At 64.5% G+C, this 20,930-nt stretch carries 23 protein-coding genes and 1 pseudogene; 17 read left to right on the top strand and 7 right to left on the bottom strand.

The annotated features are described in order from the left end of the window. The first annotated feature begins 102 nt into the window (after positions 1 to 102). The 9 genes and pseudogenes from ACK41V_RS02290 (at position 103) to ACK41V_RS02250 (ending at position 7,886) form a co-directional block, all read left to right on the top strand. Positions 103 to 2,316: a TonB-dependent siderophore receptor gene (locus ACK41V_RS02290; RefSeq protein ID WP_409777226.1), complete on the top strand. Its 2,214-nt coding sequence runs from the start codon at positions 103 to 105 to the stop codon at positions 2,314 to 2,316. Between the two features lie 34 nt (positions 2,317 to 2,350). Then, positions 2,351 to 3,502: a PepSY-associated TM helix domain-containing protein gene (locus ACK41V_RS02285; protein WP_409777223.1), complete on the top strand. Its 1,152-nt coding sequence runs from the start codon at positions 2,351 to 2,353 to the stop codon at positions 3,500 to 3,502. Between the two features lie 59 nt (positions 3,503 to 3,561). Beyond that, positions 3,562 to 4,422: a hypothetical protein gene (locus tag ACK41V_RS02280; protein ID WP_409777220.1), complete on the top strand. Its 861-nt coding sequence runs from the start codon at positions 3,562 to 3,564 to the stop codon at positions 4,420 to 4,422. After that, complete coding sequence (locus ACK41V_RS02275; RefSeq protein ID WP_409777217.1) at positions 4,419 to 4,790, top strand: hypothetical protein; 372 nt, start codon at positions 4,419 to 4,421, stop codon at positions 4,788 to 4,790. The genes ACK41V_RS02280 and ACK41V_RS02275 overlap by 4 nt, the downstream gene beginning before the upstream one ends. A 131-nt stretch (positions 4,791 to 4,921) precedes the next feature. Next, the gene (locus ACK41V_RS02270) at positions 4,922 to 5,566 is read left to right on the top strand and encodes a trimeric intracellular cation channel family protein (RefSeq protein ID WP_409777214.1); all 645 of its coding nucleotides are present in this window, start codon (positions 4,922 to 4,924) and stop codon (positions 5,564 to 5,566) included. 105 nt (positions 5,567 to 5,671) lie between these two features. Continuing rightward, positions 5,672 to 6,357 (top strand): annotated as a pseudogene (locus tag ACK41V_RS02265) (transglutaminase-like domain-containing protein). Further along, complete coding sequence (locus ACK41V_RS02260; protein ID WP_409777212.1) at positions 6,357 to 6,815, top strand: PaaI family thioesterase; 459 nt, start codon at positions 6,357 to 6,359, stop codon at positions 6,813 to 6,815. The pseudogene ACK41V_RS02265 and the gene ACK41V_RS02260 overlap by 1 nt, the downstream one beginning before the upstream one ends. Before the next feature lie 31 nt (positions 6,816 to 6,846). Beyond that, positions 6,847 to 7,278 carry a VOC family protein gene (locus ACK41V_RS02255; protein WP_409777209.1) on the top strand — a complete coding sequence of 144 codons (432 nt, stop codon included), beginning with the start codon at positions 6,847 to 6,849 and terminating at the stop codon, positions 7,276 to 7,278. 179 nt (positions 7,279 to 7,457) lie between these two features. Then, on the top strand, positions 7,458 to 7,886 hold the full coding sequence (locus ACK41V_RS02250; RefSeq protein ID WP_409777206.1) for a surface-adhesin E family protein: 429 nt from the start codon (positions 7,458 to 7,460) through the stop codon (positions 7,884 to 7,886). Positions 7,887 to 8,142: 256 nt separating this feature from the next. On the opposite strand, the gene ACK41V_RS02245 is transcribed toward ACK41V_RS02250, so the two are convergent. From ACK41V_RS02245 to ACK41V_RS02225, 5 genes are all read right to left on the bottom strand, one after another. Continuing rightward, on the bottom strand, positions 8,143 to 9,150 hold the full coding sequence (locus ACK41V_RS02245; RefSeq protein WP_409777203.1) for a Bug family tripartite tricarboxylate transporter substrate binding protein: 1,008 nt from the start codon (positions 9,148 to 9,150) through the stop codon (positions 8,143 to 8,145). Between the two features lie 163 nt (positions 9,151 to 9,313). Then, positions 9,314 to 10,045 carry an SDR family NAD(P)-dependent oxidoreductase gene (locus tag ACK41V_RS02240; protein ID WP_409777200.1) on the bottom strand — a complete coding sequence of 244 codons (732 nt, stop codon included), beginning with the start codon at positions 10,043 to 10,045 and terminating at the stop codon, positions 9,314 to 9,316. A 5-nt stretch (positions 10,046 to 10,050) separates the two neighbouring features. Next, positions 10,051 to 11,265, bottom strand: coding sequence for a 3-oxoadipyl-CoA thiolase (gene pcaF / locus ACK41V_RS02235; protein ID WP_409777197.1), 1,215 nt, complete (start codon positions 11,263 to 11,265; stop codon positions 10,051 to 10,053). Positions 11,266 to 11,302: 37 nt separating this feature from the next. Beyond that, positions 11,303 to 11,953, bottom strand: a complete 651-nt coding sequence (locus tag ACK41V_RS02230) for a 3-oxoacid CoA-transferase subunit B (protein ID WP_409777329.1) — start codon at positions 11,951 to 11,953, stop codon at positions 11,303 to 11,305. A gap of 181 nt (positions 11,954 to 12,134) precedes the next feature. Continuing rightward, the gene (locus tag ACK41V_RS02225) at positions 12,135 to 12,836 is read right to left on the bottom strand and encodes a 3-oxoacid CoA-transferase subunit A (RefSeq protein ID WP_409777194.1); all 702 of its coding nucleotides are present in this window, start codon (positions 12,834 to 12,836) and stop codon (positions 12,135 to 12,137) included. 98 nt (positions 12,837 to 12,934) lie between these two features. Between ACK41V_RS02225 and ACK41V_RS02220 the strand changes: the two genes are divergently transcribed. Further along, on the top strand, positions 12,935 to 13,735 hold the full coding sequence (locus ACK41V_RS02220; RefSeq protein WP_409777191.1) for an IclR family transcriptional regulator C-terminal domain-containing protein: 801 nt from the start codon (positions 12,935 to 12,937) through the stop codon (positions 13,733 to 13,735). 307 nt (positions 13,736 to 14,042) lie between these two features. Here ACK41V_RS02220 and ACK41V_RS02215 read toward each other — a convergent pair whose 3' ends face one another. After that, positions 14,043 to 14,264: a hypothetical protein gene (locus tag ACK41V_RS02215; RefSeq protein WP_176886849.1), complete on the bottom strand. Its 222-nt coding sequence runs from the start codon at positions 14,262 to 14,264 to the stop codon at positions 14,043 to 14,045. Positions 14,265 to 14,468: 204 nt separating this feature from the next. Here ACK41V_RS02215 and ACK41V_RS02210 point away from each other — a divergent pair, with 204 nt between their 5' ends. Beyond that, entirely contained in the window at positions 14,469 to 14,903 is a 435-nt protein-coding gene (locus ACK41V_RS02210) for a DUF1841 family protein (protein ID WP_409777188.1), read from the top strand. 127 nt (positions 14,904 to 15,030) lie between these two features. On the opposite strand, the gene ACK41V_RS02205 is transcribed toward ACK41V_RS02210, so the two are convergent. Continuing rightward, entirely contained in the window at positions 15,031 to 15,693 is a 663-nt protein-coding gene (locus ACK41V_RS02205) for a c-type cytochrome (RefSeq protein ID WP_409777186.1), read from the bottom strand. Between the two features lie 106 nt (positions 15,694 to 15,799). Between ACK41V_RS02205 and ACK41V_RS02200 the strand changes: the two genes are divergently transcribed. The 6 genes from ACK41V_RS02200 (at position 15,800) to ACK41V_RS02175 (ending at position 20,767) form a co-directional block, all read left to right on the top strand. Continuing rightward, positions 15,800 to 16,648 carry an AAA family ATPase gene (locus ACK41V_RS02200; RefSeq protein WP_409777184.1) on the top strand — a complete coding sequence of 283 codons (849 nt, stop codon included), beginning with the start codon at positions 15,800 to 15,802 and terminating at the stop codon, positions 16,646 to 16,648. 50 nt (positions 16,649 to 16,698) lie between these two features. Continuing rightward, on the top strand, positions 16,699 to 17,301 hold the full coding sequence (locus ACK41V_RS02195) for a GNAT family N-acetyltransferase (protein WP_409777181.1): 603 nt from the start codon (positions 16,699 to 16,701) through the stop codon (positions 17,299 to 17,301). 18 nt (positions 17,302 to 17,319) lie between these two features. Then, positions 17,320 to 18,507 (top strand): vWA domain-containing protein, encoded by a 1,188-nt coding sequence (locus tag ACK41V_RS02190; RefSeq protein WP_409777178.1) that lies wholly within the window; start codon positions 17,320 to 17,322, stop codon positions 18,505 to 18,507. A 137-nt stretch (positions 18,508 to 18,644) separates the two neighbouring features. Then, the gene (locus ACK41V_RS02185) at positions 18,645 to 19,529 is read left to right on the top strand and encodes a DUF4238 domain-containing protein (RefSeq protein WP_409777175.1); all 885 of its coding nucleotides are present in this window, start codon (positions 18,645 to 18,647) and stop codon (positions 19,527 to 19,529) included. 61 nt (positions 19,530 to 19,590) lie between these two features. Further along, the gene (locus ACK41V_RS02180) at positions 19,591 to 20,127 is read left to right on the top strand and encodes a hypothetical protein (protein WP_409777172.1); all 537 of its coding nucleotides are present in this window, start codon (positions 19,591 to 19,593) and stop codon (positions 20,125 to 20,127) included. A gap of 67 nt (positions 20,128 to 20,194) precedes the next feature. Further along, complete coding sequence (locus ACK41V_RS02175; RefSeq protein ID WP_409777169.1) at positions 20,195 to 20,767, top strand: 2OG-Fe(II) oxygenase; 573 nt, start codon at positions 20,195 to 20,197, stop codon at positions 20,765 to 20,767. Positions 20,768 to 20,930 lie beyond the last annotated feature (163 nt).

Genomic DNA, 20,930 nt, shown 5'->3' with positions numbered 1-20,930 from the left:
CATTCGCATTACAATTCGTTTTCTCTGCCAGCCAGCGTCCCGACAAGTCACGCGAGCCAGCGCTTTCAGCGTTTGTCCGCCTTTCTCTTCATCGGGACTTCCATGTCTTCTCAGCCCTCGCGCGCGGCGTTTCTGTCTTCGCCACGCTCCGCACTCGCTCGCCTTCGTTCGTCCTCACGCCCGTCGACCCGCAAGGCAAGCCTGTTCGCACTGACACCGCTGGCCCTGTGCCTTGCGCAGGCCGCCATGGCACAACAAACCGATGCGATGCCCGCTGCCGACCCAGCCACCACAGCCGCCACGGTCACCGCCCCCCAGCTCCAAGAAGTCCGCATCAACGCCAGCTCCGAAAAAGACATGGGCTTTGCCCCCGTCGAAGCCCAAACCGCCAGCAAGGCGCCCATGCGGCGGCTGGAAACCCCGCAGTCCGTCAGCGTGGTCACGCGCGAGCAGATGGAGTCGCGGCAGATCGTGAACGTGCAGCAGGCGCTGCAGACCGTGGCAGGCGTCAGTCCCGTCAATTTCGGGCGCCGGGGGTTTGACGACATCAACATCCGGGGTTTCCGCTCTACGGAGTCCATCCTGGTCGATGGCCTGGTGCAAAGCCCGGGCATGTGGGCCAAGCTGCAGCCCTACGGCTACGAGCGCTTTGAAGTGCTCAAGGGCTCGGCCTCGGTGCTGTATGGGCAGGTGCAGCCCGGCGGCATCGTCAATGCAGTGAGCAAACGGCCCAAGAAGGATGCGATCAACGAAGTGGGTGTGGAAGTGGGCAGCTTCGGCCAGCGCACGCTGCAGGCCGACATGAACCGGCCGCTGTCCGAATCGGGCAAGACGGCGCTGCGCATCAATGCGCAGGTGTCCGACTCTGACGACCCGACGCAGTTCGTCTACCGCAAGGACCGCTGGTTTGCGCCGTCGCTGTCCATCGACCTGGGTGCGCAGACGGACCTGGTGCTGTTTGCCACGTACAGCCGCAGCGAGTGGATGCGCCAGCAAGGCATCACGCCGTACGGCACGCTGCTGCCCAACCGCAATGGCACGCTGTCCCGCACGATGTTCACGGGCGACCCGAGCTTTGGTGTGTACGACGTGGAGAGCACCACGGTGGGCTATGCGCTGGAGCACAAGGTGTCAGACGCCATGACCTTCCGCCAGAACGTGCGCTATGAGACCGAGAAGGGCACGGGCAACTTCGTCTCCAACCAGGCACTGCAGGCCAACCAGCGGCTGCAAAACCGCCAGGCCTCGCGCCAGTACATGGACTACGACCTGCTGGCCACCGACACCTCGCTGCTGTCGCGCTTCGAAGCCCTGGGCGTGAAGCACCAGTTGGTGACGGGGCTCGATGTGCGCAGCGGCGAGAGCCTGTTGGCCAGCCGCACCTGCCGCATCGGCGCGCTGGATTTGTTTGCGCCCGTGTACGGCATGCAGGCCACCTGCCCCACGGCACTGACCAGCGACGCGCCCGCCAAGCTGACGGTGGCAGGCCTGTATGCGCAAGACCAGATCAAGTTTGGCCAGGGCTGGACGGCCCTGGTGGGCCTGCGCCGCGACTGGTCTACCAACGACACGAACAACCGCGTGGCCAATACGCAGACGCGCCAGAAGGACAGCGCCACCACACTGTCCGCGGGGCTGGTGTATGAGTTCAAGCCCGGCTGGGCAGCGTATGGCAGCTACGGAGAGTCGTTCTTGCCCACCTCGGGCCTGGACTTTGCGGGCGCGCCTTTTGTGCCCGAGACCGGTAAGCAGTGGGAGGCTGGCGTGAAGTACGAGGCGCCGGGTGGCCAGATCACCGGAGCACTGGCCGTGTTTGACCTGGTGCGCCAGAACGTGACCACCGCCGACCTGGTGAACACGGGCTTCAGCGTGCAAACCGGCGAGCAGCGTGCACGCGGGCTGGAGCTGGAACTGGGCGCCGACCTGAAAAACGGCTGGAAGCTGACCAGCGCCTACACCTACACGCAGACCAAGGTCACGCGCGACAACAACGCCGCCATCGTGGGGCTGCCGCTCAACCTCACGCCCCGCCACACGCTCACGGCCTGGGCCACCTACAAGCTGCCGCAATACCAGCGCGTGACGCTGGGACTGGGCGGGCGGTACGTCAGCGAGCAGATCGGTTCGTACCCCTTCACTCTGCCGTCGTACTTTGTGGCCGATGCATCCGTCAGCTATGTGGGTGAGAACTATCGTGTGACGGCGGGTGTGAAGAACGTGTTCAACAAGGCGTATTACGACGGCGCGATCAACGCCAACGTGGTCTCGCCTGCGTTGCCGCGCAGCTTCAATCTGGGCGTGACTTACTTCTTCTGACGCAACGCCGTCAAGCCGCCACCGCGAGCCGACAATGACCAGCCAGCGCATCTTGAACCGCCTCTTTACCTTGCACTCCTGGGCGGGCATCGTCACGGGATTGCTGCTGTTCATCGTGTGTTTCTCTGGCGCCGTGGTGGTGTTCAAGAACGAGATCGACCTGTGGGCCAACCCGTCGCTGGCCCAACTGCCCCGGTCCGACAAGCCGGCATCGCTGGATGCGGTGATGGTGCAACTGCACACCCGCTACCCCGGCGCCACGGTGGAGACCATCGCGCTGCCCGATGCGGTCAACCCGAGCTACTTCGCCTTCGTACGCGAGCGCGGCGCACCCGCCAGCACGCGCACCAAGGTCGCCATGCGCTCGGACACGGGCACGGTCGTGGGCCCGGTGGACAGCCAGCTGGGCCAGACCCTGCGCATGCTGCACGTGTTTTTGTTCTTTGGGCCGCGCTGGATCGTGGGCTTCCTCGGCGCGGCGATGCTGGTGCTGATCGCCACCGGCATCGTCATCCACCGCAAGATCCTGGCGGAGCTGTTCACCCAGCGCTGGGGCCGCAGCTTTCGGGTGGTGATGTCGGACCTGCACAAGTCCGCAGGCATCTGGGGGCTGGGATTTCACATCCTGATTGCGGCCACGGGCGCCTGGATGGGCTTGGCGCCGCTGTTTGAACAGGGCTACAAGTACGTGACGACCAGCGCTGCCGCCGCAGCCCCAAAGCCAGCGCGCAAGGCCGCCAATGAGGCCGCAGAGCCGGTGCCCATGCAATCGCTGGATGCGCTCTACGCCACCGCGCAGCAGGCCGTGCCGGGCCTGGAGGCGCGTTATGTGTCGCTGCGCCGCTGGGGCACGAGCACGGCCGAGGCGGGTTTTACGGGCAGCCTCAGCGGCCACCTGGCCAGCACAGCGCGCGTGGACATCAACGCGACCAACGGCGTGCCCAAAAAGGTGCACGACCCGCGCACGGCGGGCTTCTGGTCGCTGGTCAACGGCCTCATGGAGCCGCTGCACTTTGGCGACTTTGGCGGCCTGGCACTGAAGTGGCTGTATTTCTTCCTGGGCATGACACCTGCGTTTTTGTCGATCTCGGGCACCTTGATCTGGCTGGACGCGCGCCAGCAACGGCGGCGTGAGGCAGAGGCCGCGCAGGGCGCTTCGGCCAGCGGCGTTGCAACGGTGGCTTAAACCCCGCTTCGCGCCCGACTTTTCTTCTCTGCCTTCCCGTTTTCCATCGGCCTCCCACCATGCAACGCTTCTTTCTGGCCCTGCACGCCACCACGCCCGCCGCGCTCATCGTGGCGGTGTTCGTGCACCTGTGGGGCCCGGTGGGCCTGCCATCGCTGGCACAGCGCCCGGTGTGGGCCGTGTGGGCGCTGATTGGCGTGTGGCTGCTGATGTCGGCCCTGGCCGCGTGGGCGCTGCGCACGCTGGCACTGTGGCGCGTGTCTCTGGGTGGTGCGGGCGCGCTGCTGGCCGTGGCGGGTGTCGTTGGCCTGGTGCTGGGCGCCGCGCAAGCACCCGCCATGCTGATCAGCCTGGCCGCCCTGGGGCTGGCCTGTGCGGGCATTGCGGCCTTCATCGGGCCACAGCGGGTGCAGGCGGCCCGGCGCAAAGCGCCGCGGCATGAAGCCGTGCCTATACCGGGGCAAACAGAGCACCCCCTAACTGCACTCCGCCGGTGGCAGCCGCACGGCTGGGGCCAGGTCATCGGGGCGGCGCACCTGCCCTTCTGGCTGACCGGCCTGCTGGCGGTCGAATCGTTTCGCCTTGCCCACATCGTGGCCAACGAGCCTGCGCGCTCGTCCGGCATGCTGGGCCTGTTGCTCGCGTTTTTTGTGGCACTGCCCGCCGCCACGCTGCGCGCCTGGGCGCCCCGTACGGCGGTGCTGCTGTGGGTGTTGGCGGCGCTGGCCTTTGGCGGCCTGGCCGCCAAGGCGGGCCTGCTGCAGTGGGTGGCGGCCGCCGCACTGTGCACCCTGGTAGCCTGGAGCGGCCCTGTGTTTCACCGCGTGCGGTGCAGGCTGCGGCGCGCGCCGCGGTCGGCCATGTCCACACCAGCACCGACATCGTCCGCCCACTCCAACCGCCAGCGGGAGGCCGCATGAACGACCTGCTGTGCGCCGCCTCCGCACTGTCGTCCTTGCTGGCACTGACCTACTGGGCGCGGGCCGTGCCCACCCGCGCCTGGGGCGATGCAAGCGCTCCCGGCGCGGCATCACCGCAGCGCGTGGGGGGCGTGGTGCTGGGCACGTTGCTGCTGCAGACAACCGCCGCCGTCGTGGCGGCAGGGTGGGCAGCGGGGTTTTCCTTGGTGCTGACCGCGTGGATGGGGCTGGGCTGGCTGCTGGTGCTGGCGATGAACCACTGGCCCCAGCCCACCCTGCGCTGGGCACCGCGCCTGGGGTGGGTGGGGGGCGGCATCTGCGCGCTGGTGCTGGGGGTGCAGGGGCTGCAACTGGGCGGCACGCATTGACAGGGCACTCTGCCCATAATTTATAGTCAAAAAAAGCCTCTAGCGCTTATCCACCAAGCACTATTAGCTATTATTTTTATAGCACTCACTCCTTTACAACCCTTGCGCCGCGCCACGGCACAATCGCGCGCATGGACTCGCTCGCCAACGCCCCCTGGATTCACACCCTGCGCTTCACCCTGGAGGTGGCCGCCACCATTGCGTTTGCGCTCTCGGGCGTGATCGCGGCGGCGCGCAAGCGGCTGGATGCGGTCGGCGTGTGCGTGGTGGCGTTTGTGGCGGCGCTGGGTGGCGGCACGCTGCGTGACCTGCTGCTGGACCAGCGCCCTTTTTTCTGGATCCGCCACACCGAATTCGTCTGGGGCATTCTGGCCCTGTGCATTGCCGCCATGCTGTTCATGCGCCAGCGGCACTTTCAGCCCACCGAGCGCGCCATGCTGCTGCCCGACGCGATTGGCTTGGGCCTGTTTGCCGCGGTGGGCGTCGACATCTCCACCGCGATTGGCATGCCGCCGATCATCAGCGTGATGATGGGCGTGACCACCGGCGTGTTCGGCGGCGTGCTGCGCGACGTGTTGTGCAACGAGGTGCCCCAGGCCTTCAGCGACCACCGGCCCTATGCGCTGTGCGCGTTTGCCGGTGGCTGGGCCGACGTGGGGCTGCGCCAGCTGCAGGCGCCCGACTGGGCGCCGCTGGTGGCTTGCGTGCTGCTGACGGCCGGGCTGCGCGGGCTGGCGCTGTGGCGCAACTGGGAGCTGCCTGCGTGGCGGGTGTGACCCTGGCGTGCGGCCGGTGCGCTGCAACGCTGGCGCACCTGTGACAGCATCGTGTGCCTGGCGCCTGCACACTGGCCCGACACCTGACCGCAGGAGACACACCCCATGACAGCAGATCCAACCCACCCTGCCACCCTGACCCCCACCGCGCTCATCGACAGCGACGCGGCCAACGTGCGCGCCTTCGCCGCCGAACACGCGCGCGGAACCACCGACCGCGAGCGCGCCGTGGCCCTGTACCTGGCCGTGCGCGACGGCTTTCGCTACGACCCGTACCGCATCGACCTCTCGCCCCACGGCATGACGGCCAGCACCGTGCTGGCCCACGGCTACGGCTGGTGCGTGCCCAAGGCCGCGCTGCTGACGGCCGCATGCCGCGCGGCGGGCATTCCGGCGCGCATGGGGTTTGCGGATGTGAAGAACCACCTCAGCACCGAACGCATGCGCGAGACGATGAAGACCGACCTTTTCATCTGGCACGGCTACACCGAGCTTTGGATCGACGGCGCCTGGCGAAAGGCCACGCCCGCCTTCAACATCGGTCTGTGTGACAAGTTTGGCCTGCTGCCGCTGGCGTTCGACCAAGCGACTCCATCTACCACCCGTTCGACAAATCGGGCGCGCGTCACATGGAGTACGTGCACCAGCGCGGCACGTTCGACGACCTGCCGCTGGCACAGATCGTGGCCGACTTTCGCACGGTATACAGCGGCTGGCTGGAGGGCGACACCACCCGCAGCAGCCTGCAGGACGCCAGTTTTGCCAACGACATTGAAAAGGAAGCCCGCTGATGCATACCGCCGCCAACAACGCCACCACCGACATCCCCGCAGGCTTTGTGCCGCTGGAGGCGGGCGGCCCCTACATCCAGCACAACGGCCCGTTGTATGTGCTGCACCAGGGCGATGTGGTGAAGTTCGGCTTTCGCGTGGAGCGGCGGCACACCAACCCCATGGGCAACCTGCACGGCGGCATGATGGCCACGTTCTGCGACATGCTGATGCCCCTGTCGGTGCACCGCAAAAGCGACCAGGTGGCCGACCGGTTTCTGCCCACCATCAGCCTGCAGATCGATTACCTGGCCCCTGCCGCCCTGGGCGCCTGGGTGGAGGGCGAGGCCAACCCGCTGCGCATCAGCCGGTCGCTGGTGTTTGCGCAAGGGCTGGTGACGGCCGACGGCGTGCCGTGTGCGCGGGTCAGCGGGGTGTTCAAGATCGGGCCGGTGGCACCACAAGACGCGGTGGAATGAACACATACCACAGCCATAGCCAAAGCCACCCATGACCACCGCCCACCGATCCCTCGGACTGGTTGCGCTGGTCGTGCGCGAATTCGACGAGGCGCTGGACTTCTTCGTCGGCAAGCTGGGGTTCAGCGTGGTGGAAGACACCTACATCCCCGAACAGGACAAACGCTGGGTGGTGGTGCGCCCCGCCGCCGCAGGCGCATCGGCAGGCGCCCACCTGCTGCTGGCCCGCGCCAGCACGCCTGAACAGGCGGCACACATTGGCGACCAGACCGGTGGACGCGTGTTTCTGTTTCTCTTCACCGACAACCTGGCGCGGGACTACCAGCAGTTCAAGGCGCAGGGCGTCGTGTTTGTGCGCGAACCGCAGGTGCAGCCGCACGGCATGGTGGCGGTGTTTCAGGATTTGTATGGCAACGCCTGGGACCTGATCGAGCCCAACGGTGCCAACCGCAGCTGGCCGTAGGCGCCTGCACCTCGGGCGCTCCAGGTGTTGAATGCCGTCAGAGAAAAACACCGCGGCTCAGGGATAATGATTTTGGGCCGCAAGAGTGCTGATTCAGCCTTTGAAGCCCGCCACCCAGTGAACACCGGCCCACGCTCCGTTTTGCCGGTACCGCCCCCGAATAGACGCCGAAAGTTCTTATGCTCTGTGCCGTTGTTGTGTGTATTGCAGCCGTGGCTGGCGGCCAGCAGGCGGCGCCCGACGCCTGGTTCACGCTGACGGGCGACCGGCTGGACACCAGCAAGAACCTGATCGAAATTCTGCCCGAGCCCATTGGCATCGACCAGCGTGTGCTGCTGGACCTGCGGGTGTCGCGCGACCAGCAACGCACTTCGTTCCGTGGACAAAAATACCGCTCGTACTATGCCAAGGTCGTGGTGGACTGCCCGGCCCGGCGGGCGTGGTACCTGCATCTTTCCTACTACGCGCAGCCCATCTGGGCGGGCGACGTGATCGCCAAGGAGCAGTACAAGGAAGGCGAGGCCGAAGTGCTGTTCAAGGACATGCCCAGCCAATGGGCGCAGCGCTTGGTGACGGCGGCGTGCAAGGTGCGCAAGCTCTCGGGCTAGCAGCACGATGCAGCAGGCCGGAGCTGCACCTGTTTCAAGCAAGAATGTTTGACTAGCTACCTGCCTCCGATTTGCCCCAAACCGTTCGGGCTGCGCTTGTCGAAGCCAGGGCGCTTTTTGCGAACAGCCCTTCGACAGGCTCAGGGCGAACGGTCTATCCGAGGCAGGTAAAGAATTAAGTAAAAATAGCCGCTAGCGCTTATCCATAAAGCGCCAGCAGCTATTATTTTTGCAGTATCAACGCTGCCTGCATCTGTCAGTCCAGGCTGGCACCCGACTCCTTCACCACCTTGCCCCACTTCACGCTTTCGGCCTGGATGAAGGCGGCGAACTGCGCGGGTGTCTCGCTCATGGCTTCAGCGCCCTGGTCGTTGATCTTCTTCTTCACATCGGCCTGGTTCAGCACCTTGACCAGCGCGGTGTTCAGCTTGGCCAGCACCGGCGCGGGCGTGGCCGCGGGGGCGAACATGCCGAACCACGATGTGGCTTCGTAGCCCGCCACACCGGCTTCCGCGATGGTCGGCACGTTGGGCAGCTCGGGCGAGCGTTTGGCGGTGGTCACGGCAATGGGCACCAGCTTGCCGCTGCGCACATGCTGGATGGCCGAGGGCATGTTGTCGAACATGATGCCGATCTGGTTGCCCAGCAGGTCGGTGACGGCGGGTGCGCTGCCCTTGTAGGGCACGTGCACCATGTCCACCTTGGCCAGGCTCTTGAACAGCTCGCCCGACAGGTGGATGGAGCTGCCGCTGCCCGACGAACCAAAGTTGAGCTTGCCGGGGTTGGCCTTGGCGTAGGCGATCAGCTCGGGCACCGTCTTGAACGGCTGGGCGGGGTTGGCCACCAGCAGGTTGGGCACATTGGCGACGCGGGTCAGCGGGGCAAAGTCCTTGACCGGGTCAAACGGCATCTTCTTATAAAGGCTGGCGTTGATGGCGTGGGTGCCCACTGTGCCCATGAACAGCGTGTAGCCGTCCGCCGGGGCCTTGGCCGCCAGCGAGCCCCCGATGTTGCCGCCCGCGCCTGCGCGGTTGTCGACGATGACCGGTTGGCCCAGCTCGGTGGTCAACGCCTGGCCGATGATGCGCGCCAGGATGTCGGTGGTGCCACCGGCTGCGAAGGGCACGACGATGGTGACGGGCTTGGTGGGGAAGGCCTGCGCCATGGCAGCGGGGCTGGCGACGAGGCCTGCGCCCAGCACGGCGGCGGACGCGATGGCGCCGAGGGTGAAGCGGCGGCGTGCAAGGGTGTTGATCGGGTTCATAAGGCTTGTCTCCTTCAGGATGGTGGTGAAAAAATCGCGGGGGCGCGCCAGAAGCGGGAAGCTTGGCCGTGCCATGGCCTCAACCGGGCGCGGGCGCCTGGGCGAGAACATCGGTGGGTGCCCCCTGGTCAAGGGGCGGTGAAAGAAGTCTCTAAATCAGGGGCTAGACAGGCGCCACTCCCAGCGTGGTGCCTCCGCACACGTACAAAATCTGGCCGGTTACAAAACCGTTGTCAGGCGAGAGGAAAAACAGCGCGGCACGGGCCACGTCTTCGGCGGTGCCCATGCGGCCTACGGCAATGCTTTGGAGGATGCGCTCGGTCTGCGGCGCGCCATCAGGGTTGCTCTGGCGAAACAGCTCGGTGGCAATCGGCCCGGGGCCGATCGCGTTGACGGTGATGCCGTCGCGCCCCAGCTCCATGGCCAGCGTGCGCGTCATGCCGATCATTCCGGCCTTGGTGGCCGAATACACGATCCGGTCGGCCTTGCCCAGTGCGGCGCGCGACGACATGTTGACGATTCGGCCCTGGCCGCTGGCGCGCAGCGTGGGCAAAAAGGCCTGCACCAGCAGCATGGGCGCGCGCAGGTGCAGCCCCACCACGTCATCCAGCTGCGCGGTGGTGGCCGTGTCGATGGTGCCGGGGCGCGTGGCGCCCGCATTGTTCACCAGGGCCGTCACGTTGTGGTTGGCGGCAATCTCGGCGGCCAGCGTGCGCGTGGACTCTTCATTCGTCAGGTCGGCTTGGTACGACGTGAGTTGAAGATGGCTCCAGTTAGGCAGCACGTAGTCGAGGTTGACCACGGCGCGGCCCTGGGTCAGCACGGCTTCGGCGATGGCTTTGCCAATGCCGTTGCTGGCGCCGGTGACGACCGTGACAGGAGTGCTTTGATCCATCGCGGTCACACGCGCTCCAGGATGATGGCAATGCCCTGGCCCACGCCGATGCACATGGTGCACAGCGCGTACTGGCCGGCGTGTTCGTGCAGGCGGTTGACGGCGGTGGTCACCAGGCGCGCGCCGCTGGCACCCAGTGGGTGGCCCAGCGCAATGGCTCCGCCCCAGGCGTTCACACGCGCATCGTCGTCCTTCAACCCCAGTGCGCGCAGCACGGCCAGGCCTTGTGCGGCAAAAGCTTCGTTGAGTTCGATCACGTCCATGTGGTCGATGGTCAGGCCGGTCTGTGCCAGCACCTTGAGCGTGGCGGGCGTGGGGCCAAAGCCCATGATGCGCGGCGCCACACCGGCCACGGCCATGCCCACCACGCGGGCGCGGGGCTTGAGGCCATATTTGGCGGCATTGGCTTCGTCGGCCAGCAGCAGCGCACAGGCGCCGTCGTTCACGCCGCTGGCGTTGCCCGCCGTCACCGTGCCATCGGGCCGCACCACACCCTTGAGCTTGGCCAGCGCTTCGATGCTGGTCTCACGCGGGTGCTCGTCCTGGCTCACGATGATGGCGTCGCCCTTCTTTTGCGGGATGTGCACCGGCACGATCTCGCGCGCCAGATGGCCAGCCTTGATGGCGGCCACGGCGTTGAGCTGGCTGCGCAGGGCCAGGCGGTCTTGTGCTTCGCGCTCGATGTTGAAGTCGGTGGCCACGTTCTCGGCGGTTTCGGGCATCGAATCGACGCCGTACTTTTCCTTCATCAGCTTGTTGATGAAGCGCCAGCCGATGGTGGTGTCGTACACCGCGTTGTTGCGGCTGAAGGCCGACTCGGCCTTGGGCATCACAAAGGGCGCGCGGCTCATGCTCTCCACGCCGCCCGCAATCATCAGCCCGGCCTCGCCTGCCTTGATGGCACGCGCTGCGGTGCCCACGGCGTCGAGGCCCGAACCGCACAGGCGGTTGATGGTGGCGCCCGCCACGTCGATGGGCAGGCCCGCCAGCAGGCTGCTCATGTGGGCCACGTTGCGGTTGTCTTCACCGGCCTGGTTGGCGCAGCCGTAGAGCACGTCGGTCACTGCCGCCCAGTCCACGCCGGGGTTGCGGTCCATCAGCGCCTTGATGGGGATGGCACCCAGGTCGTCGGTGCGCACGCTGGACAGGGCACCGCCGTAGCGGCCGAAGGGGGTGCGGATGGCGTCGCAGATGAAGGCTTGGCGTTGTGGTTGGCTCATGGTTTTGTCTCCTCGTTTCTTGGGGGGTTGGATTCGGTCAGGCGGCTGTACGGATGGGCAGGCCCACCAGCTGCTCCAGCTCGGCGTGGGTCAGGCCGGGCACCACATCGATGAGCTGCAGCCCCGTGGGCGTGCAGGCCAGTGTGCACAGATCGGTGTAGATGCGCTTCACGCAGGCGACACCGGTGAGCGGGTAGGTGCACTGCGTGACGATCTTGCTGGCGCCCTGCTTGGTCAGCAGGTCCATCATCACCCAGGTCTGCTTGGCGCCGATGGCCAGGTCCATGGCGCCGCCCACGGCGGGAATCGCGCCGGGCTCGCCCGTGCTCCAGTTGGCCAGGTCGCCCGTGGCGCTGACCTGGAAGGCGCCCAGCACGCAGATATCCAGGTGCCCGCCGCGCATCATCGCGAAGCTGTCGGAGTGATGGAAATACGCGCCGCCAGGCAGCAGCGTCACGGGCTGCTTGCCGGCGTTGATGAGGTCGTAGTCTTCCAGCCCAGCCGCAGGCGCAGGGCCCATGCCCAGAATGCCGTTCTCGCTTTGCAGGATGACTTCACGCCCTTCCGGGATGTGGTTGGCCACCAGGGTGGGCTGGCCGATGCCCAGGTTGACGTAGGCGCCGTCGTGGATGTCTTGCGCCACGCGTTGTGCCAACTCGTCTTTACTTCGTTTTTGATAGCTGCTCACGCTTATTCCTTGTGCGCCAAATAGCATTTTCATTACCCATTCCGCTGCATACCGTCCGCAGCCATTGCAACTGGAGCGGCCCACCAACCAGTGCCACCGTGGAACTGGCTTTGCCAGGCCACGGGTGGCGTCCCCCTCCCGCAGGAGAAGGGGGAAGACGCGAAGCGGCTCAGGGGGTGCCTCATGCTCTTTTCTTGAATCCACCGGCCAACGTGGCGGTGCGGTCGATCTGGACCACGTGGGTCACGTAGATGCCGGGGGTGACGATGGATTCAGGGTCCAGCGCGCCGAGCGTGACGACCTCGTGCACGGTGGCAATCGTGGTCTTGGCGGCGGTGGCCATCACGGGGCCAAAGTTGCGGGCGGACATGCGGTAGGTGAGGTTGCCCCAGCGGTCGCCCTTCTCGGCCTTGATCAGCGCCACGTCGCCGTGGATGGGAAATTCCAGCACGTAGTGTTTGCCGTTGATCTCGCGTGTTTCTTTGCCTGCAGCCAGCTCGGTGCCATGGGCCGTGGGGCAGAAAAACGCGCCAATGCCCGCACCGGCAGCGCGCAGGCGCTCGGCGAGGTTGCCCTGGGGAACCAGTTCCAGTTCGAGCTTGCCGCTGCGGTACAGCTCGTCGAACACATAGCTGTCGACCTGGCGCGGAAAGCTGCAGATGATCTTGCGCACGCGGCCCGCCTTGAGCAGCGCGGCCAGGCCCTGGTCGGCGTTGCCTGCGTTGTTGTTCACCACCGTGAGGTCCTTGGCGCCCTGGGCGATGAGCCCATCGATCAGCTCACCGGGGATGCCCGCCGTGCCAAATCCGCCTATCAACACCGTGGCACCATCCTTCACCCCTTGCAGGGCGTGGGCCACCGAGTCCGCCAGTTTGTTGATCATTGCAACGCTTTCTTGGTTTGACTGGTTGTAGTTGTCTCTTCGAAATTTGTTCGAATATAGAACAAATGTTCGCTGAAAGAATTATAATTCGCATACGTATGAATTCACAAACCGCAGAAACCAAAGACCCCAAACCCAGTGACAGCTATGTGCAGTCGTTCGCGCGCGGGCTGGAGGTGATCCGCTCTTTCAGCGCGGCCACGCCGCAGCAGACCTTGAGCGAAGTGGCCGCGCAGACGGGCCTGACCCGTGCGGGTGCGCGGCGCATCCTGCTCACGCTGCAAACGCTGGGCTATGTGGAGACCGACGGCAAGCTGTTTCGGCTGAGCCCGCGCATCCTGGATCTGGGGTTTGCGTACCTCTCGTCGCTACCCATCTGGAACCTGGCCGAGCCGGTGATGGAAGACCTGGTGGAAGAAGTGCGCGAGTCGTCATCAGCCGCCGTGCTGGACGGCCTCGACATCGTCTACGTGCTGCGTGTGCCCACGCACAAGATCATGCGCACCAATCTGGGCGTGGGTTCGCGTTTGCCTGCGTGCTGGACGTCGATGGGGCGGATGTTGCTGGCGGGCTTGCCCGATGCCGAATTGGAGGCCAGGCTGCAGGCCCATTCGATGGAGCGTTTTACCGAACACACCACCACCGACGTGGACGCCTTGCTCGACCGCATCCGTGAAGCGCGTGAACAGGGCTGGTGCCTGGTGAACCAGGAGCTGGAAGAAGGGTTGATCTCAATCGCTGCGCCGCTGACCAACCGCGCGGGGCAAACGGTGGCAGCGCTCAACATCAGCGGGCAGGCCAACCGCACGAGTGCGGCAGTGATGCAGGAGACGCTGCTGCCCGCGCTGCTGCGCGCCGCGCGCACCATCTCACGCATGATGGGCGCACCGCGGGCTTGAAGAAAGCGCCCCTGCCGCGCGGCGCCACGGCAGTGAGGGCAACGCCACCCTGCGGTCGCGTCGCCCATCGAAGGATGTGATTTATGGGCCGGAGTGAACATCCGGCAAAAAGAACCAGGGGCGGAACCAGGGGAGTTTGCGGCCGGTATGCCGACCTGGAAAACCAGAGAATCACCCACCGCGCCGAACGACCGGTGCTGAAGCTCCAGCCCCTGCCTTGCGTGGATCGGGCGGGGGCCACAGCTGCAACCGCGTCCGCTCACCACGATGGGTGATCCAAATGGGTGAACCGCCGGAGCGCGGGTGGTCAGTTCTTGCGAAAGCCCAGCACCAGCACCACGCCGCCCAGCACCATGGCACCCAGGCTCATCCACTGCGGGATGTTGACCGATTCTTTTTCTTTGACCGTCAGCTCCAGCGGGCCCAGCTTGGCTTGCGTGGTGTCCTTGGTAAAGCTGAAACCGCCGGTCAGAAACCCGGCCAGACCCACCACCAACAACAGCACACCGACGATTCGCATTGCATTCATGACACTTCTCCCATAACCGGGTATTTGAGGACTTGGCAAAGCGGACCCGGCTCCTTGTCTCTGCGCAACGCAAATGTAGGTTCGCGGCACGCGCACCCGCGTAGGACGCCGCCGCGGGCACGCGTCGCAACGGCGCCTGAACTGGTTGAGACTACTGACCTTGCGCGCACGTTGCCCACAGGGTGCGTGCTACGCTCTCGCCCCATGTTCAGCCCCTCCCAAGCCGACGTGCGCCGCTTTCTTTGCGGGGTGCACGCCAAGACCCAAAGCGGCGCCCCCATGGAAGCCATCGAGACCCTGGCCAGCCTGTGGATCGCCGAGCACCCCGAGTACCTGGCCGACCTGTCAGACGCCGATGCCGCCGTGGCACGCAACTACGACGAAACCCCGGCGCAGACCAACCCCTTCTTGCACCTGTCGATGCACCTGTCCATCAGCGAGCAGTGCAGCATCGACCAGCCCCGCGGCATCCGCCAGGCGGTGGAATTGTTGACCGCGCGGCTCGACTCGCTGCACGACGCCCACCACGCGGCCATGGACTGCCTGGGCGAGATGTTGTGGGAAAGCCAGCGCGCAGGCCGCCCACCCGATGGGGATGCGTACATCGCCTGCGTGCAGCGGCGCGCCACCAGGGATTAGCTATTATTTTGATAGCTATTACCGCTTGATGGATAAGCGCTAGAGCCATTTTTGACTAAAACTTTCTCCACCAACAACAAAGCCCGCAGTCAGCGGGCTTTGTTGTTGGAGAGAGAAGGCTTTTCGCTCAGCGAAAGCTCGACTGTCGCACCACCTGCAAATCGCCTTCCACACCACCCAGGTAGTTGGACAAGGCCTTCAGCTCGGCGTTGGTGAACTGCTTGGCCACGCCCGCCATGATGGCGTTGCTGCGACCGAGGTTGTTGTTCTTTTCGACCTTGTACGACTTGAGCGCAACAAACAGGTAGTCCGCGTGCTGGCCAGCAATCTTGGGGTACGACGGGTCGATGGGCTTGGCGAAGTTGTCGCCATGGCAGGACACACAAGCGCCCTTCTTCAGCAACTCGGCCACTTGCACGCTGGGTTCGCGTTTGGGCTTGGCGGGCAGCTCGGCGCCGGTCTTGCCGTGTTGTTCGTAGTAGGCCGACACATCGGCGATGTCTTGCTCAGACAACGAGGCGGCAATGCCGCGCATGGTGGGGTGCTTGCGCTCGCCCTTTTGGTAGGCGACCAGCGCTGCGGCAATGTACTTGCCGCTTTGGCCCGAGATCATGGGGACCTTGTGCACCTCAGGAAAGCTGGCCTGGTAGCCAACAATGCCATGGCAACCAATGCACATGGCAATCTTTTGCTTGCCGGCTTCCACGTCGCCTTTGGCTTCCTGGGCGTGGGACAAGGCGGTCACGGAAGCGACAGCCAGGGCAAATAGCGTGGTCAACGTTTTGTTCATTTTGCGCGCACAATCTCGTGGAAGTTCAGCTCTGGGCTCTGATCAACCGCCGATTATAGCCAGCGCCTGTCAAGCTCATTCATCAACGATCCGGTGATTCGCCCCCATGAAATTCCAAGGCTCCCAGAACTACGTCGCTACCCAAGACCTGATGCTCGCCGTGAACGCGGCCATTACCCTGCAACGCCCGCTGCTCATCAAAGGCGAGCCAGGCACCGGCAAGACGATGCTGGCCGAGGAAGTGGCCCAGGCGCTGGACATGCCCCTGCTGCAGTGGCACATCAAGTCCACCACCAAGGCCCAACAGGGCCTGTATGAATATGACGCAGTCAGTCGCTTGCGGGACAGTCAGCTTGAAGGCGGCAGCGAAAAGGTCAAGGACATCCGCAACTACATCATCCAGGGTGTGCTGTGGCAGGCCTTCACGGCCGATCGGCCTGTGGCGCTGCTGATTGACGAGATCGACAAGGCCGACATCGAGTTTCCAAACGACCTGCTGCGCGAGATCGACCGCATGGAGTTCTACTGCTACGAAACGCGCGAACTCATCAAGGCCAAACACCGCCCGCTGGTGTTCATCACCTCCAACAACGAAAAAGAGCTGCCCGACGCGTTCTTGCGCCGCTGCTTCTTCCACTACATCAAGTTCCCCGAAGCCGACACCATGCGCCAGATCGTGGCCGTGCACTTCCCCACGCTCAAGGCCGACCTGCTGGGCGTGGCGATGAAGACGTTTTACGACGTGCGCAACCTGCCGGGCCTGAAGAAAAAGCCATCGACCAGCGAACTGCTCGACTGGCTCAAGCTGCTGGTGGCCGAAGACATCCCACTGTCAGCCTTGCAAAGTGCCGACAACAAGGTGGCCGTGCCGCCCCTGGTGGGCGCCCTGCTGAAAAACGAACAGGACGTGAGCCTGTTCGAAAAGCTGGTGTTCATGAACCAAAGAAACCGGTAAGAGGCCCGCCGCCTCTACGCCCCTTTCCGACAGCCCCACCGGAGCGCGCCGTGCCTTTTGTTGAGCCCATTACCCTGACAGACCGAGGCGTGCGCCTGGAACCCTTGGCGCTTTCGCACGAAGCGGGCCTGCGCACCGCTGCAGCCGACGGACAGCTGTGGACCTTGCGCGTGACCTCGGTGCCCGAGCCCGAAAACACGCGCAAGTACATCGAAGACGCACTGCGGATGCGCGACGACGGCAACCGTTTTGCGTTTGCGGTGGTCGACGACGCCACCGGCGAGGTGCTGGGCACCACCAGCTACCACGACATCCTGTCCACCGTAAAACGCGTGGAGATTGGCTACACCTGGTACCGCAAAAGCGTGCAGCGCAGCCATGTCAACACCACCTGCAAGCTACTGATGATGGGCCATGCCTTTGACACCCTGGGCTGCCACGTTGTGGGCTGGCGCACCGACAACTTCAACTTTGCCTCACAACAAGCCATCGAGCGCCTGGGCGCCAAGAAGGACGGCGTGATCCGCGGCCACGCGCTGCGCCGCGACGGCACCATCCGCGACACGGTGATGTACAGCATGCGGGCGGGCGAATGGCCGGAGGCCAAAGCGCAATTGCTATATCTTTTAGAGCGCCGAACGCTTACTGAATAAGCGCTGGAGGCCAATTTCATGCTCATCGACTTCTTCTACACCCTGCGCTCGGCCAAGTTGCCGGTATCGGTCAAGGAATACCTCACCCTGCTCGAAGCCCTGCAGGCGGGTGTGGTGGGCCCCAAGTCGGATGACGGCTGGGCACTGGACGACTTCTACAACCTCTCGCGCCTGACCCTGGTCAAGGACGAGAAGCACTACGACAAGTTCGACCGGGCCTTCGGCGCCTACTTCAAGGGCGTGGAGATGGTGGCCGACTTCACCAAGGAGATCCCGGCCGACTGGCTGCGCAAGATCCTGGAGAACGAACTCACGCCCGAGCAGAAGGCCGCCATCGAGAAGATGGGCTGGGACGAGTTGATGGAGACGTTGAAAAAGCGCCTCGAAGAACAGAAAGAGCGCCACGAGGGCGGCAGCAAGTGGATCGGCACCGGCGGCACCAGCCCCTTTGGCCACGGCGGCTACAACCCGCAGGGCGTGCGCATTGGCGGCGCGGGCAAGAACAAGAGCGCCGTGAAGGTGTGGGAGCAGCGCGCCTACAAGGACTACGACGACCAGCAGGAGCTGGGCACGCGCAACATCAAGGTGGCGCTGCGCCGCCTGCGCAAATTTGCGCGCGAAGGGCATGAACTGGAGCTGGACCTGCCCGACACCATCCGCAGCACGGCGGCCAACGCCGGATATCTGGACATCAAGATGGTGCCCGAGCGGCACAACAACGTGAAGGTGCTGCTGCTGATGGACGTGGGCGGCACCATGGACGAACACATCCAGCGCGTGGAAGAACTTTTCAGCGCGGTCAAGACCGAGTTCAAGCACCTGGAGTTTTATTACTTCCACAACTGCGTGTACGACTTCATGTGGAAGAACAACCGCCGCCGCTTTGCCGAGAAGTTCCCCACCTGGGACATCATCCGCAAGTACAACAAGGACTACAAACTGATCTTTGTGGGCGACGCCACCATGAGCCCGTACGAGATCCTCCAGCCCGGCGGCAGTGTCGAATACAACAACGAAGAGCCGGGCGCCGAATGGATCCAGCGCCTGACGCATGCCTTCCCCAAGCATGCGTGGATCAACCCCGAGCCCCAGGGTGTCTGGCAGTACCGCCAGAGCATCAGCATCATCCAGCAGCTAGTGGGCAACCGCATGCACCCGCTGTCGCTCAAGGGGCTGGAAGAGACGATGCGGTTGTTGTCTAAGTAATGGGTGGAGGCGGCAGCAACGCTTCTTTCTGCTAGAAAAGAGGACCACGAAGTGCGCAGACTAGGCAGTGCTTACGGGTAGATGTTGCTTACTGATTTAAAGGACACTCCATTTCGAGTCCAAGCCCTCCCGCACAAGTGACCAAGCGGTGTCATTGGGTACCGCAGGCCTACCTTCGCGCCTTTGCGGCCGACACGCAGCGTCGCAAGATCTGGCGATTCAGCAAAGACGCAGGGGAGCCCGAGCTCAAGCCGATTGATAAGGTCGCCGTCAGCTTCTATCTCTATGTGCCCCGCGATCCGAACACAGGGGTCCGAGACGACAGCTTTGAGAAAAAGCTCAGCGATCTGGAGCAGTGGTTCGCAGATCCGGTGTGGCGCGCCCTCCAGGCGGAAATGCTCGATCTCAGCTGGGAACCACTTCGTCAGATGGTGAGCTTGCTGGCGGCCACGATGATGCTGCGAAACCCTAGGCATTTTGAGATGTACAAGCAGTTGCATCGACGGATTTGCGACGAAATCGAACGCCTTGGTGAAGTTCCGCATTCGTTCCTGCACAAGGATCGGACCTTTCGTGTCGACACAGCGAGCTGGCCAGCCTATCGAGATGCCACGGAGGACGATCTCAAGCGCAACTGGATCCAGGACATGCACGGCGCGGCGGAATACTCGAGCCAGTTCATGCGCATGCGCTGGTCGATGCTCTGTACAGAGGAGCCCGTGTTCATCACCAGTGATGCGCCAGTGACTTTCGTCCATCCGTCGCTGCGCTTCCGTGGCATCGCCAATCCGCAGACCTCAATCCTTTTCCCCATCAGTCCCACGCGCTTGCTTTGCATGGACCATCTCATGCAAGAGCCCCACAATCAGTACTACCCTCTGCAGGGAAGTGGTGCCGCTCAGAACCTGCTGCTATGGCGAAATTCGCTTGAGCACATGTTCAGCCACCGGCATACCGATGAGGTCTGCATGGCCATGGTCGCCGAAGAAGACGCCCTCAGGGCCGCCGGTGAACGTGCGTGATCAGTCAGCACACTGGCACGGCGTGAGCAAACATTTCGAACAAGCGGCGGACTGACCTCCCATGGACAACACCGCATGGATCATCGACGCCCTCACCCACCCCTTGGCCTGGGCCACCGTGCGCGCCCAGGCCCTGGACGCATGGGACTGGCTGGTGCTAGCAGCCATCCTCGTCTTCCAGCGCCTGTGCGTGCACATCGGCATGTGGTCTTACTGCCTGGCGGTGCTGCCGGGCACGGTGCTGCACGAGGCCATGCACTGGACAGTTGCTGCGCTGCTGGGCGCACGGCCCACTATGCCCAACCTGGTGCCTGTGCGCACGCCCATGGGCTGGCGGCTGGGGTCGGTCCGGTTCCAGGCGGGGTACTTGCGCTCGCTGCCCATTGCGCTGGCACCGGTTGCCCTGGCGCCCTTGAGCTTTTGGTGGGCCACCACCTTCATGCCCGGGGCCGGGTCTGGGGTCATCTACTGGCTGCACGCCTGGCTGGCCGCATCGGCCTTCGGGGCGAGTGTGCCGTCCACTCAGGACTGGTCGGTGGCCGCACCGGCCCTGCTGGTGGGCGCGGTGGTGGCCGCGACCTTGTGGGTGGTGTTCTGATCGAGCTGCCTGCCTGCCTGCCAATCATTGATCGCTTTCGCCAAAGGCTGCGGGTACCATGCCCGCCATGTCGAGCCAACCAGTCTCCCTCAAAGTCAACTCACTCGGTGCGGGTGTCTTCACCATCGATGGTTTCCTGTCGCCCCAGGAGTGCGCCCAGTACATCGCCGACAGCGAGGGCCTGGGGTACGAAGAGGCAGCGATACGCACGGACGATGGCGAGCTGCTGTACAAGGATGCGCGCAACAACGACCGCGTGATCTTCGAACGGCATGAACTCGCGACGAAGCTGTTCGAGCGCGCACGCCCGCTGCTGCCTGCAGAGCTGAAGGGCTTGCTGCTCAGCGGGCTCAACGAGCGGTTTCGCTACTACCGGTATGAGAAGGAGCAGAAGTTCACCTGGCACCAGGACGGCACGGTGCGCGTTGGGCCGGACCAGGAGAGCCTGCTCACCTTCATGGTCTACCTGAACGCCGACTTCGAGGGCGGCAGCACGGACTTCGGCTGGGAGCGCGTGCAGCCCGCGCAGGGCACGGCGCTGGTGTTTCCGCACCGACTGCGGCACCAGGGCTCGGTGGTGACGAGTGGGGTGAAATATGTACTGCGCACGGACGTGATGTACCGCAACCACCAGAGCTGAGCGGTGTGCCCCCGGGGCGCCTGCACACAGCAGCCCGGCCCCGACGCACCCGGATACGCTGCGGGACTCTGTCTTACAAGGAACCTCACTTTTTGCGGCGATAGTGTGGCATCGCTGGCAGGCCCTCTGGCACTGCACTCGCCCCCCTGGTGCCGCTGCGCCT

Source organism: Acidovorax sp. (assembly GCF_046291265.1).
In the GTDB taxonomy this organism is placed as follows: Bacteria; Pseudomonadota; Gammaproteobacteria; order Burkholderiales; family Burkholderiaceae_C; genus Acidovorax.
The sequence above is the reverse complement of the archived record's forward strand: the minus strand, read 5'-3'. Positions and strand labels throughout refer to the sequence as shown.